General features: G+C 49.2%; 12 protein-coding genes. 7 read left to right on the plus strand and 5 right to left on the minus strand.

All coding sequences use genetic code 11. The features are described from left to right. Nucleotides 1-11 precede the first annotated feature (11 nt). The 4 genes from MKX98_RS21400 (at nt 12) to MKX98_RS21415 (ending at nt 2,640) form a co-directional block, all read left to right on the plus strand. On the plus strand, nt 12-644 hold the full coding sequence (locus MKX98_RS21400; RefSeq protein WP_339218269.1) for an HAD family hydrolase: 633 nt from the start codon (nt 12-14) through the stop codon (nt 642-644). After that, nucleotides 632-973, plus strand: a complete 342-nt coding sequence (locus MKX98_RS21405) for an EamA family transporter (RefSeq protein WP_127592435.1) — start codon at nt 632-634, stop codon at nt 971-973. The genes MKX98_RS21400 and MKX98_RS21405 overlap by 13 nt, the downstream gene beginning before the upstream one ends. After that, nucleotides 963-1,283 carry an EamA family transporter gene (locus MKX98_RS21410; RefSeq protein ID WP_194543505.1) on the plus strand — a complete coding sequence of 107 codons (321 nt, stop codon included), beginning with the start codon at nt 963-965 and terminating at the stop codon, nt 1,281-1,283. The genes MKX98_RS21405 and MKX98_RS21410 overlap by 11 nt, the downstream gene beginning before the upstream one ends. 64 nt (nt 1,284-1,347) lie before the next feature. Beyond that, complete coding sequence (locus tag MKX98_RS21415) at nt 1,348-2,640, plus strand: DUF6080 domain-containing protein (protein WP_339218270.1); 1,293 nt, start codon at nt 1,348-1,350, stop codon at nt 2,638-2,640. Nucleotides 2,641-2,716: 76 nt separating this feature from the next. Here the strand turns inward: MKX98_RS21415 and MKX98_RS21420 are convergent, their stop codons facing one another. Continuing rightward, nucleotides 2,717-4,462 carry an ABC transporter ATP-binding protein gene (locus MKX98_RS21420; protein WP_339218271.1) on the minus strand — a complete coding sequence of 582 codons (1,746 nt, stop codon included), beginning with the start codon at nt 4,460-4,462 and terminating at the stop codon, nt 2,717-2,719. A gap of 249 nt (nt 4,463-4,711) precedes the next feature. On the opposite strand from MKX98_RS21420, the gene MKX98_RS21425 reads away from it, so the two are divergent. Next, nucleotides 4,712-5,224: an ADP-heptose synthase gene (locus MKX98_RS21425; protein ID WP_113058704.1), complete on the plus strand. Its 513-nt coding sequence runs from the start codon at nt 4,712-4,714 to the stop codon at nt 5,222-5,224. Nucleotides 5,225-5,366: 142 nt separating this feature from the next. On the opposite strand, the gene MKX98_RS21430 is transcribed toward MKX98_RS21425, so the two are convergent. Beyond that, on the minus strand, nt 5,367-5,816 hold the full coding sequence (locus tag MKX98_RS21430; protein ID WP_113058703.1) for an NUDIX domain-containing protein: 450 nt from the start codon (nt 5,814-5,816) through the stop codon (nt 5,367-5,369). 46 nt (nt 5,817-5,862) lie between these two features. Further along, nucleotides 5,863-6,168, minus strand: a complete 306-nt coding sequence (locus MKX98_RS21435; protein ID WP_100537990.1) for a HesB/YadR/YfhF family protein — start codon at nt 6,166-6,168, stop codon at nt 5,863-5,865. 584 nt (nt 6,169-6,752) lie between these two features. Here MKX98_RS21435 and MKX98_RS21440 point away from each other — a divergent pair. Next, entirely contained in the window at nt 6,753-8,510 is a 1,758-nt protein-coding gene (locus MKX98_RS21440) for an ABC transporter transmembrane domain-containing protein (RefSeq protein WP_194544869.1), read from the plus strand. Continuing rightward, nucleotides 8,511-10,616 carry an ABC transporter ATP-binding protein gene (locus tag MKX98_RS21445; protein ID WP_339218275.1) on the plus strand — a complete coding sequence of 702 codons (2,106 nt, stop codon included), beginning with the start codon at nt 8,511-8,513 and terminating at the stop codon, nt 10,614-10,616. 122 nt (nt 10,617-10,738) lie between these two features. On the opposite strand, the gene MKX98_RS21450 is transcribed toward MKX98_RS21445, so the two are convergent. Then, nucleotides 10,739-11,674, minus strand: a complete 936-nt coding sequence (locus tag MKX98_RS21450; RefSeq protein ID WP_339218277.1) for an S-layer homology domain-containing protein — start codon at nt 11,672-11,674, stop codon at nt 10,739-10,741. A gap of 67 nt (nt 11,675-11,741) precedes the next feature. Further along, on the minus strand, nt 11,742-12,206 hold the full coding sequence (locus tag MKX98_RS21455; protein WP_071220184.1) for a hypothetical protein: 465 nt from the start codon (nt 12,204-12,206) through the stop codon (nt 11,742-11,744). Nucleotides 12,207-12,253: the final 47 nt, after the last annotated feature.

Raw genomic sequence — 12,253 nt, forward strand, 5'->3', positions numbered from 1 at the left:
AGGGAAATGATATGAATCAGAAATTCGCAATCTTTGACATCGACAAAACGGTCATCCATTCGGACTCCATGTTTCAATTTTTAAAGTATGGCATACGAAAAAAACCGTCCACGGCCCCCGTTATACTGAAAATCCTGCTTCACTCCGTACTGTACAAGCTCCGTCTTCTGGGAGCTGAAAAAGCAAAGAGCGCTTATTTTCATGCGGTGCGCCATATGGATGATGCCGACCTGAAGCATTTTTACGAAACGGAATTGAAACCTGCGATCTTCCCGGCTGCGCTGGAGGAAATGCAGCGAAAAAAAAGCGAGGGCTATCATGTGCTCCTTGTAACGGCGTCCCCCGATGCTTACATGAGATACTTTGCAGAGCTTCCTTGTGTCGACACGGTGATCGCTACCAAGCTTTCCGTACGGGACGGACGCTTTACATCGATGATCGAAGGGAACAATTGTAAGGGGGAGGAAAAAGTGAACCGGATTCAGCAGTACTTGAACGAGCGGCAGCTGACCATTGACTATGCAGCTTCCTGCGCTTATTCCGACTCCTTGTCCGACCTCCCGATGTTCGGGCTCGTCAAACACAAGTATTTGATCAATCACAAATCCGCTCAGGGATGCGAGGGATTAAGATGGAACAGATAAAAGCGCAGAGCGCCCCGCGCCACTTGGGCAAGCTGTTCATGGTCTTATCGGCATTCTTGACGGCTACCGGCCAGCTGTTCTGGAAATGGGGACACGCCAACTTGCTGTATATGGGAATCGGCTTTATCTGTTACGGCCTCGGAGCCATACTCATGATCAAATCGTTTTCATTGGAGAAGCTGTCCGTTGCCTATCCCCTAATGTGCATCAGCTATATTGTGGCTCTGTTTTATGGTGACTTTTTTCTGGATGAACCGTTAACCCTGCAAAAACTGGCAGCCGTCGCCCTGCTCGGAATCGGGGTGACATTAACGTCCTATGAAAAATGACGGATTCCTATACTTGCTCCTGCTTCTGATGACTTTGCTTGGCTCGCTGGGGAGCGTATTCTTCAAGGGGTATACCGCAAACAAACAAATCAAGCTGCTGCTAGTCGGTTTTCTTAGTTACGGATTGGGAGCCTTGTTAAACATATACCTTCTGGGTGAGCTTCCCTATACGCTGGTTATGCCTGCCAACGCACTGACGTTCCTGTGGGCCTTGTTGTTTGCCAAATGGGTATTCAAGGAAACCATCGGGATCCGCAAGATCGCCGGCGTCGCTTTTATTATTTCCGGATTGCTTCTGCTGATCTGGTAAGCGAACGCAGCTTAAAGCCTCTTCACAGTACATATATAATGGAAAGATTGGTGGAGCGTAAAACATGACTTTTTTCAGTTATTTATTCCGACATAAAAAAGATAATTACACGGCGATCGGCCTAAGTATCTGTCTTGTCCTATGGTATGTTTTCATGAACCTTCCGTTCGTGACCTACATTAAGGATCATGCAGCCGAGTTGATGCCGCACAGCCCGTTCTATGGTGCGCCTTTCACATTGAATCTGTTCAACTTCGATCCTTCCATGGAATATGGACCGGAGAATATCTCGATCATCCATCCATTCATTAATTTCCTGACCAGTCCGTTAACGATGATGATCGGGAGTGCGAACCTCCCTTATCTTCTGATTCAATCGGTATTGAATGCCTTAAGCGCTGCGCTGGTCTACTATATCGTCCGAAGAAGCGGAGCCGGCTGGTTGTTGTCCTTCGTAACGGCGGCTTTCTTCGGTATCAGCTCGTATACGCTGTTCACGGCGTTCATACCGGATTCCTATGCTTATGCGCAGTTCATGATCATCTTATCAGCCGCCTACTTACACTATTGCCGGCTCACGAATCGATATGCCGTCATGCCGAATGCCTCCCTGGCCCTGATTAATTTCGGCATCACGTCTACGAATGTGGCAACGTTCGCAGGTGCGCTCCTGATCAGTCTGTTCGATCGACGCTGGAAGGATGCCTTTAAACGCTTCATCCTCATTATGCTGGCTTTTCTGGGGATGGTGATTATCGTAACCCTGCTTCAACACTTGCTGTTCTCAGGTAAGTCCTGGATCGCCAACGTGTTTTCAAGCGTTCAAAACGGTGCGCTCAGCTATGTTTCTCCTTTTTCATTCGAGCACCATTCCCGGGTCTTCTACATGCTGTTTGTAAGCCCGATCCTGTCGCCGGAGCTTGCCATGATTGATCCGGGGATCGCGGCATTCGTGACGAATTTGGCCAAGCCGTATCCGATTCATGTCCATATCGTCGGGATCGGAATGCTTATTCTTGCGATTCTGTCCTTCATGAAAGGCATCCGCTCCCGCGACACCTGGGCATTTGCCATCTATATCCTGTTCGCGATTCTGCTGCACATCATCGTTGGGTTCGGTTTGGCCACTTATGCTTACGATCTGTACTTGTACGCAGGACATTATCTGTTTGCCGTGTTTGTGCTTGCAGCGCTGTTTATTGCCAAAACGAAGAATTTCCGGATTCAACAAGCTCTGACCGGCATCATGATTCTGTTCCTGCTGATCACCTTAGTGAACAATATGGTATTACACGGGCAGACGCTAGAATATATTCAGATGACCTATGATACGGTATTCAAGAATATCGAGAAATAAGCCTTTACTCAAAAATAAAGACCCGTTCCCTGAAGCATGGCCCAACACCATGCCTCAGAAGGACGGGTCTTTCGTATTAACTCTCTAGATGCTGCACGTTATATAGTCTGGCATAACTTCCATCCAGGTTCATCAGCTCGCCGTGCGTTCCCTGCTCTGTAATTCTGCCATTCTCCAGCACAACGATTTGATCGGCGTGCGTAATCGTTGACAGGCGATGGGCCACGATCAATGTGGTGCGGTTGTTGGACAGGGATTGCAGCGCCTGCTGTATCAGATGCTCGGACTCCAAGTCCAGCGCCGACGTCGCTTCATCCAGCACCAGAATGTCCGGATCCTTGAGGAAGACACGAGCGATCGCTAATCTCTGCTTCTGTCCGCCAGAGAGCTTGACGCCGCGTTCACCCACTTCCGTCTCATAGCCTTGCGGCAGCTGGGTAATGAAATCATGCGCATTGGCAGCTTTGGCAGCGGCGACGATTCTCTCTTCATCCGCCTCCGGATTGCCGAACAGAATATTCTCACGGACAGTGCCGCTGAATAGGAAGTTGTCCTGCAGGACCATGCCCACCGATCCGCGCAGGCTGTCCAGCGTCAAATCCCTGACGTCGTGGCCGTTAATCTTCACCGCGCCCTGCTGTACATCGTAGAATCTCGGAATCAGTCCGATCAGAGACGATTTACCGCCGCCGCTCATGCCGACAAACGCAACCGTCTGCCCCTGCCGAATGGTTAAGTTTATATCTTGAAGCACCCACCCGGCAGCGTCGTTGTATTTGAAGGAGACACGGTCGAATTCGATCTGTCCCGCTGCTTTAAGCGTTTTGGCATCCGGACGGTCCACAATGTCATACGGCTCGTCCATGAGCTCCTTGACCCGCTCCAGCGACGCTGAAGCCTGCGTTAGCACCGTTGACGAATTGATCAGACGGCGAAGGGGCGCATACAGCCTGTCGAGATAACCAAAGAAGGCAACAAACGTACCTAATGTCAGATCTCCCTGGATCACCCGGTATCCCCCATAACCGATAACCAGAATAGGCGCAATATCGGTGAGCGTGTTGATAATGGAAAAGGTGAGCGCATTCCAGCGGGTCTGGGCCATCGCTTTTTTCAGGAAATTGCCGTTGATCCCTTCGAATTTCTTCTGGTCGTAACGCTCCAGGGTAAAACTGCGGATAACCGAGATCCCCTGAATCCGTTCATGCAGATACGCTTGGATGCCGGCGAGAGCCTGCGACCGGTCCTTAGTCAGACGTTTAAGCCGCTTATACAACAAATTCACCGCTAGTCCATATAGAGGAAGAATCGAGATGGCAACCAGCGTCAATACGGGATTCATGAAGAACATGACAATTAACACGAACAGCAGTGTAAACATATCAAGCCAGATGTTCATCATACCGACTTCCACCAGGTTCTTGGATTGTTCCACATCATTGATAAAACGCGATATCGCCTCGCCTACCTTGGTATTCTGATAGTAACGGAGGGATAACCGCTGCAGATGGGCATATAACCGGTTACGCATATCGAATAAAATACGGCTGGTAATGAATTGGGCAAAATACTGCCGCAAGTATTCCACCGGACCACGCACCACGACAAACAGCACCAGTGTCCCGGCAAGAATCCACATCAGATCCTGAATTTTCTGTTCGATCGTCATCTGCTGGTTGATCAGCAAATCATCCACGACATATTTCATGATCATGGGCAGTAATAACGGAATTGCAAATTTGATCATGCCAATAATAAGGGTCAGAATGATCCACTTCATGTATGGCTTAACAAACGGATAATAGATTTTCCATGATTTCAATGGTGATCAAAGCCCCTTTCTTTAGATTATAGAATTTACGAGTTTTCTGCGAAGCTGAATCCATTCAATAATCGCAAGAAAAGCACCTTTAACCCGCGGTCTGTCTTCTGTGAAAGTAAGTCGATGGACGTTATTGTTAAGTAGGATACACACGCTTGTTAGGCGAAGAGCAGTTGACATTTATGAACTTCAATGCTTTATTAGTTCTAAACTTATGAATTGTATCATGTCTTGCAGGAGGATTTAGTCATGACCAGAATTTTCGTGACGGAGGCCGTCATGCTGGCTATTTACGGTCAGCTGTTAGTACCACCGAAACCCGTCGAGTATATCATTCCGTACACAACCATTTTGGAATTATATGAGCTTCATACCACCGAAGAGCATCTCATGAATAGCAGTGCTGATGACCAGCACGTCAAGATAAAGATCGGCGAATTGATTTCCTATTTTGAAGAGCCGCTGAACAAAAAGAAAATTGAGCGTGCACTGCAGGTTCCCTGGTCCAAGAGCCCTACCATTCCCGTTAGTGAAACTACTCGGGTCTCGGTCATGAACACCATGGACACCGCACCTTATGGGGAATCCTTTGATCCTGTTGAAACTGAGCTGCTGCTGGCATCCCAAAGAGCCGAGGCTCCCATACTGACTGATCAATACGAATTGATTCAGCGTATCGTCGAAAGCGCTCTTCCCGTTCAGGTATATGATATCGACGATTTTGACTTTGCATTGGAGGTCCCGCTGTCCGGGCAGCCCTAATGATCATATGTGCACACCTTCGCATGGCAAAAGGAGTCCCTTCCCCCCGGTTTGAATGGGGCAGGGACTCCTCATGTTGACCGAAAAAAATTCCCCATGCGGGGAATTTAAAGCGTATAAAACTGCCACCACTAACTAAGCCTCAGCTGTTCTTTTTAATCTTGTCCAGCAAGCGGACCGTGATCGCATCCATTGCGGGCAATGCTTGAAAATCAAAATATTTAAGAGATACTTCCGTATTAGGGGACAAATGAATGGCACTGTGCAGACCAGTTGCCTCATACACACCTATCACATAATACACTTCATCTCCACCAATTTGCTTCTTCATATACTCCGGACCAGATACAAGATCCAAGAGTCGCATATCATCCGCTGTCAGGCCGCTCTCCTCCCACAGCTCTCTGGACGCTGTGTCTTCAAGAGCTTCGCCGGGCTTCAGGGTTCCGATTGGAAGTCCCCACTCGTCCTTGTTCTGCCGTTTCAGGAGCAGAATCTCTCCATTATCGTTCAGCACAAGCACCGCCGCTTTCACACGAACCACCGAACGTTTGCCGATGTATTGGCGAATATCACGGTGATATACGCTCATCTTGGGAACCTCCTTTCCCTAGATGGCGCTGCAGTCTCTCATCAGGTTAATTCACTGCGCCCTCTTCTTCATAAATATACGAAATGTCATCCAAGGATTCCTCATATTTCACGCGTAGCGTATATCCCTTCAAATACCACAGATCCTGTTCTTCCATAAAGAATGTTACCTCTTCGGAACGCTCCGTCAGTCCCGCTTCTCTTGGTTCTTCTACCGAAATACCGAGCGAAAAGCCGGGATGGAGGCCTCCGCCTGAGCTATATCGTGGAAAGAAGCGAACGAACGTGCCTGCCTGAAGGTCTAGTTCCTTCTTGTACCATCGTGCCGCCTGATCGCTGACTTGAATTTGCATGTGTCGTACACCCTCCTTAGACGTCATAATATGTTGACCCCTATCTATTAGCAGACCGGAGATCTTAGGGACGGTATCCATATATAGTTGCAATATTATCATAACGCATACGTAGGTTAGGATACAAATCATTTTGATAATAAAATAGTGACATAAGGTTCTAACCTACCTTCACTATCGAATATCTTGCGAGTGATCCTGAAAAATAAGTTTGACACATTCCAGTTCATGGTGATAAAATTCAGTCCATACGAGATCGATTTGAATAAAATGTAAATTACGAAGAAAGGGTGAGTGACATGTTGAAACTGTTTGCAATGGATCAAGATCATCTTGATCATCATTTCCTACAATTAAATATGGATCGACTCCCCAATGGTGCTGTCTCATCATCATCAAGCCTCGTTCATTCGTTGCCAGAATGATCTGAACGAAGCTGCTAACCGTTGCACGGAAGTCAGGATCACCGTGCGTATGATAAGTTCAAAATTAATGAAGCATATCGTCCGTCGTCGGATGATGTGCTTTTTTTGGTTTTTGTGGATGATATGATGTCAGAACGACCTACGAGAGGAAGGGATAATGTGTTTGCCGTACTTAAAAATTTAGGCTGGTTTTTCAAGCAAGAAAAAAAGCGTTACTTGATCGGCCTTGCGCTTCTCATCTTTTGCGGACTGGTTGAGCTACTGCCGCCGCTTCTGCTCGGAAACGCCATTGACGATATCGTCAGCAGTTCCATAACGTGGGCTTCCCTCGTTCAATATCTGCTCATGATTCTCGGCATCGTTGCTGTCGTATACTGCGCCACTTACATATGGATGCACCGTTTGTTCGGAGGAGCGAACCTCGTGGAACGCCTGCTCCGTACCCGGTACATGAACCATTTGCTGCGGATGCTTCCGCCGTTTTTCGAACGCAACCGTACCGGAGACCTCATGGCAAAAGCCACGAATGATCTTCGCTCCGTGGCAGCAACTGCCGGCTTCGGAATGCTCGTCATGACCGACTCCACCATATACTTGATTGTCGTCCTCTTCGCCATGGGCTTCATTGTCAGCTGGCAGCTGACGCTGGCCGCTATACTGCCCATGCCGATCATTGCCATTGGCATGGTCATCTACGGAAGAGCCATTCATAAGCGCTACACACTGGCGCAGGATGCCTTCGGTGACATGAACGATCAGGTTCTGGAGTCGGTAGCCGGTGTGCGCGTCGTCCGAGCATATGTACAAGAACGCGCCGATCAGCAGCGATTCCAGGACATTACGGATGATGTATATCGTAAAAATCTGGCGGTAGCCAAAGTAGACGCCTTATTCGAACCGACCATCAATTTCTCCATTGGTCTCAGTTACGTCATCGGTTTAGCCTACGGCGTGTACCTCGTGTTCCAGAATCAAATCACACTCGGAGATCTCGTATCGTTCAACATGTACCTCGGGATGATGATTTGGCCGATGTTCGCCATCGGGGAATTGATCAACATTATGCAGCGCGGAAACGCTTCACTGGATCGGGTCAACGAAACCTTAAAGACCCCGCCGGATGTTACCGACGCCGCGAGCCCTGTAGACGTGAAGGTTCCGGATACAATTCAATTCAAGGATGTCACTTTCCGTTACCCGACCTCTACGATAGATAATTTGAAAAATATTAACTTCACACTGGAAAAAGGCCAGACGCTCGGCGTCGTAGGACGCACGGGCAGCGGCAAATCAACGCTGCTGAAGCAGCTTCTCCATGAGTACCCTACCGGAACCGGCGAAATCCTCATTTCCGACATCCCCATGGAGATGCTGGCGACCGATCAGCTCCACAGCTGGATCGGATACGTTCCCCAGGAGCAGATTTTGTTCTCCAAGACGGTGCGCCAGAACATCCAATTCGGCAAAAAGGATGCCAGCGACGAACTCATTATGGATGCCATTACAACTGCCGCTTTTGACCGCGATCTGGTTACCCTGTCCGATGGCCTTGACACCATTGTCGGCGAAAAAGGGGTGGCGTTATCCGGCGGACAAAAACAAAGGGTCTCACTGGCCCGAGCTTTTATCAGCGACCCTGACATCTTAATTTTGGACGATTCCTTGTCCGCTGTGGATGCCCGGACGGAAGCCAGAATCATCGATAATATCCGGAGCAAACGCGCCGGCAAAACGACGCTGATCTCCACGCACCGACTCTCGGCCGTTCAGCATGCCGATATCATCGTGGTGCTGGAGGACGGTCGAATCACGGAGCAGGGAACCCACGATGAACTGCTGGAGCTCGGCGGCTGGTACCGTGAGCAATTCGAACGCCAGCAGGTAGAAAACAATCTGACCTCCGAGGAGGTGTCTTAATTGACTCCTAACGATACAACCATCTCGAATGAATCCGGAATTGCCAAACGGCTGTTCCGCTATGCCTTAACGGCCAAGGGCACCTTCATTACCGCCTTGATTCTGCTGGCCATCGGTGTTGCCGCAGAGCTTGCTGGGCCCTTCATCGCAAAAACGATGATCGACGAGCATATTCTGGGCATCGAGCGTCCCTATTATGAGACGACGCAAGCCCAAGGTGCTGCATCCTATAATGGAACCTATTATAAACGTGAGGATCGCTTTCAAGAAGGAGAAACGCGAGGACAGGAAGTACGCCTCGTTCAGGCTGGCCGCAGCTTCTATTTCATTGATGAGCCGGTAGCCCGAACGGAAGGAAACCGTTCCTTCCAGGATGGTGTTTTGACGATTTCCTATGCCTCGGAAGAATTGCAATATCCGGCCGTCAAATTAACCAAAGAACAGCTGTTTGAATTTTATAAACCCGAGCTGCCCAGCATTTACAAGCTCGTCGGCCTGTTCCTGATCTGTCTGCTGATCTCCATGATTACGGTATTCGGCAGAACCTACTGGCTGCAATCGGCAGCCAACCGGGTCATTCAGAAGCTGCGTACCGATGTATATGCCCATATTCAGCGGCTGCCCGTCAACTTCTTTGATAATTTACCGGCGGGCAAAGTCGTTTCCCGGGTAACCAATGATACCGAAGCGGTAAAGGACCTGTTTGTTGCGGTATTATCCAACTTCAGCTCTGGCGCCGTTTATATCACGGGTGTCTATGTTGCCTTGTTCCTTCTGGACGTTCGATTGGGCTTAATCAGTTTGTTTGTTATTCCAATGCTGATTGTATGGACCATCCTGTACCGTAAATTCGCAACCAAATACAATACGGTCATCCGCTCCCGGCTGAGCGAAATCAACGCCATCATTAATGAATCCATTCAGGGTATGGCCATCATTCGTGTATTCCGCCGCCAAAAAGCGACCCAAGAAGAGTTCGAGTCCCTGAATGCGGACTATATGGCCCATCAGAACAAAATGCTCAATCTGAACTCCTTCACCACGCACAATCTGGTAAATGTGCTGCGTAACGTATCCTTTGTGGTCGTTCTTTGGTATTTCGGTTCGGCATCATTGAACGGTGCCGGCATCGTATCGATCGGCGTCCTCTACGCCTTCGTTGATCTGCTTGGCCGCATGTTCCAGCCGATTACGGGCATGGTCAACCAGCTGGCCGCGCTCGATACCTCCATCGTCTCCGCCAAACGGGTATTCGAGCTGATGGATGAAACGGGCGAAAAAGTAACGGACGGCAGCATGCCGCGGTATTTAGGAAATGTGGAGTTTCAGAATGTCTCCTTTGCATACAAGAATGACTATGTGCTAAAAGACATTACATTTGAAGCGAAGCAGGGCCAAACCGTGGCGCTTGTCGGTCATACCGGCTCCGGCAAAAGTTCCATCATCAATCTGTTGTTCCGTTTCTATGACCCGCAGAAAGGCACGATTACCATTGATGGGCAGCCCGTTACCGATATTCCGAAGCAATGGCTCCGCAAGCATATGGGCATCGTGCTGCAAGACCCGTACCTGTTCACCGGCACGATTGCTTCGAATGTCAGCCTCGGTGATCCTGGGATCACGCGGGAACAGGTGGAGCAGGCGCTTCGCGACGTAGGGGCCGACCGGCTGCTCGCTCATCTTCCGCAAGGCTTTGATGAGCCGGTTCTGGAGAAAGGCAGCACGCTGTCCGCCGGACAGCGCCAGTTAATCTCCTTTGCCCGTGCATTGGCGTTCAACCCGGCCATACTGATTCTCGACGAAGCCACCGCTAACATCGATACGGAGACGGAAGCCTTAATCCAGGAAGCTCTGGAGGTACTGAAGCGTGGGCGCACGACCTTTATCATCGCTCACCGCTTATCCACGATTCGCAGCGCCGATCAGATTTTGGTCCTTCACCGTGGAGAAATTGTGGAGCAGGGTTCCCATGACGAGTTGATGGCCCTGGGCGGAAGGTACTTTAAAATGTACCAGCTCCAGCAGGGCAGCACGGCTTCGATTGCAGAGACTAAGGAAACGGTACTTGCCACCTCCACCAGCAAGCTGGCCGGTGGCCATGTGTAGTAGTTCCAGCTGCGTTATAACATTGTAGGATTAAACAAGAAGGCTGTCCCCTGTCGAATGTAACATTCGCTTGGGAACAGCCTTCTTTTTTAACATGGTATGCTGGCAGTATATTGCAAGAATTACTTTGTCGAATCAAGAGTTCCCTCTGTAGCTTCTGCTTTGACCGTGATTTTGGTGTACTTGGAAGGCACGAGCACATCATCGGAAGATTTCGAGATGACTTGCGGGTACATTTTGTCCGGATCGGGTTGAAGAACTTTGTAGTGGATCACGGCTTCGGTATCGCTAACATAGTCGACCGACGTAATTTTAATGCCGTACCCCGGATTCGGTAGGTCTTCCTTGGTTACCGTAACTTTGTTCTGCGATTCATCCACCTTAACAACTTTTGTACTTACATCCGGTTCAGATTGTCCCGGCTCCTGGGGTATCATGTTCTTCTGATGCTCCTCAATGAATCGGATCGAATGGTACGCAAGCTCTGCCGCTTCTATTCGCGTTAAATTCTTCGTTGGATGGAACTTGGCGTTAGCGTCGAGCTCAGCGATCTTGGTTAACAGCAGGAACTGCACCGCTCCCCGGCTCTCCTCTTTCATCAGATCCTCGTCGGCTACATGCAAATACATCATAACCACGGGATAATTCCCGGTCTTCTGAATCGCTTCCGAGAGCAATGTCGCGAACCCTTCACGCGTTATCGGCTCATTCCATTTCATGTCTGCGGATACGGACAATCCGTTCTGAGCCGCTATATTCACAGCATCAGCAAACCAGGCATCCTTCGGCACATTGTCAAACGAACGGCCCGTAAAGTTCGGTTGTACCTTCAGGTCGGCGACATTCACAATCATCTGTACCGCCTGGGCGGTCGTTATTGTTTTGGCCGGAGCGAATTTGTCGGCGCTAACCCCTTGGATTATACCTTTCGCTTGCAGCTCCTTCACCATTTGTAAAGGCTTCCCCTCTTGAACATCCTGGAAAGCAGAGGCGGCGCCGGCACCGAGCAATGACGAAGTGACAAGCATTGCAGTTAACAATTTCGTAGTTTTTTTCATAATTACACCTCCTATTCTTTCTGACGCAGAGGTGCTGGAATATGTTTCATCTCAGCCCTAATTTCTTTTACACGCTTTTTTCGCTGTCCAGGCCAAGCTTCACATACATTTCGCGGGAATAGCCCTGCAGCTTCTGCTCCAGCGCTTGGGCCTGGTCCTTAAAAGCGGTCAGCTCCCGAATCATTCGGGATCGGCCGGCCGGGCTGAATGTCTCATGAATCCGCTCTTTGAAATAATCATGAACGATATAGTTGCGCTGCTTCCAGACCTCTTTTAATTGAAGTGTTTCTTCTTCGGAGAATGGAAAGTAATGCTGGATCTCGTGTACCAATTGGCCCAGAGAGCTGCTTAATTTCCGCTGATATAATTGGGTGAAATCTTCTTCTGAAGGCACATTCCCCTGGGAAAGCTTGATCAGCATCAACAGATTCGCCAGCTGCTGCTCAAGCGCCTGTGAATAATACACCGCTAATCCGAAATAGGCAAACAGCTCTTTGGAGTGGTCGCTGTCCATCAGTCGAGATTGTTTCATGGTATCCTCCTCTAGTATTGGCTGTCTTTACCGTTTCTATTTGTGTA

Source organism: Paenibacillus sp. FSL W7-1332 (assembly GCF_037969785.1).
Lineage (GTDB): Bacteria > Bacillota > Bacilli > Paenibacillales > Paenibacillaceae > Paenibacillus_AQ.